1 protein-coding gene is annotated in these 1,493 nt (G+C 72.3%); it reads left to right on the top strand.

The window, feature by feature from the left end:
- Positions 1–1,493: 2Fe-2S iron-sulfur cluster-binding protein (locus JHN63_RS54160; RefSeq protein ID WP_200691922.1), on the top strand; the 1,493-nt coding region annotated here is incomplete at both ends.

The raw sequence follows: 1,493 nt of genomic DNA, 5'->3' as shown, positions 1-1,493 counted from the left end.
CCGCCGCCCCTACCCGTCCCGTCCTCCAGGGGCTCTGCCCCTTCGACCCCGTTCCCAGGGGGCGGAGCCCCCTGGGAACGGGGTCGAAGGGGCAGAGCCCCTGGAGGACGGGACGGGTAGGGGCGGCGGGGGCGCTGCATCCATCAGCGGCTCCGCCGCGGGTCATCCGTTCCGCCACCCCACCCGAGGCCGAATCCACCGAAACACCCCCTTCACCTTCACCTTCGACGGCACCGAATACACGGGCTACCAGGGCGACACCCTCGCCTCCGCCCTCCTCGCCAACGGCATCATCCAAACCGGCACCAGCATCAAACTCGGCCGCCCCCGAGGCATCTTCACCGCCGGCGTCGAAGAACCCAACGCCGTGATCCAGATAGAGGCCCCGTTCCCCGAGCCGATGCTCCCGGCCACGACCATCGAGCTGTACGACGGCCTCGTGGCGACCAGCCTCCCGGGCCAGGGCCGCCTCGCCACGGAACCCGACCCCGCCCGCTACGACGCGGTCCACGCCCACTGCGACCTCCTGATCGTGGGCGCAGGCCCGGCCGGCCTCGCAGCCGCCGCAGCGGCAGCCCACACCGGAGCCCGAGTCATCCTCACCGACGACCGCCCCGACCTGGGCGGCAGCCTGCTGGACACAGCCCAACTCCAGGACTGGGTAGCGGAGTCGACCGAGAGGCTCACCACCGCCCCCGACGTACGCGTACTACGTCGCACCACCGTCTTCGGCCACTACGACGACAACCACCTCCTCGCCGTAGAGCGCCGCACCAACCACCTGGGCGCAGCCGCCCCCACCCACGTCTCCCGCGAACGCGTCTGGCGCATCCGAGCCCGCCGAGTAGTCCTCGCAACAGGCGCCCACGAACGCTCACTCGCCTTCGCGGACAACGACCGCCCCGGAGTGATGCTCGCCGCCTCGGCCCGCGCCTACGTCAACCGCCACGGCGTCCTACCCGGCCGCCAGGCGGTCGTCTTCACCACCAACGACAGCGCGTACGCAGCCGCGTTGGACCTCGCAGCGGCCGGAATCCGCATCGCGGCGATCGTGGACACCCGCCCGTCCGCACCGGCGGAGTGGGCACGCAGAGCCACAGAGGCCGGCATCGAGGTACTGACCGGACACGCGGTCGTAGGCACCGAGGGCACCCCCCGACTCACCGCCGTGACGGTCGCCCCCTACGCCGAAACCACAGGCACGACACGCCACTTCGCGACCGACCTCCTCCTGGTCTCCGGCGGCTGGAACCCGGTAGCCCACCTCTTCAGCCAGGCCGGCGGCAAACTCCGGTACGACGACACCCTCGGCTCCTTCGTCCCCGACACCTGCCGCCAGCAGGTCGAGGTCGCGGGCAGCGCGAACGGAGCGTCGGACCTGGCCGAAGCCCTCGCGCAGGGCGCCTCCGCGGGCGCCCGCGCCATCGAGGCCGAGGGCTACACCGCCGAGGCACCGAACCTGCCCCAGGTGCCCACCGAACCCGCCCCCACCC

Origin of the sequence: Streptomyces sp. MBT65, from assembly GCF_016612545.1 — a bacterium.
In the GTDB taxonomy this organism is placed as follows: Bacteria; Actinomycetota; Actinomycetes; order Streptomycetales; family Streptomycetaceae; genus Streptomyces.
The sequence above is the reverse complement of the archived record's forward strand: the minus strand, read 5'-3'. Positions and strand labels throughout refer to the sequence as shown.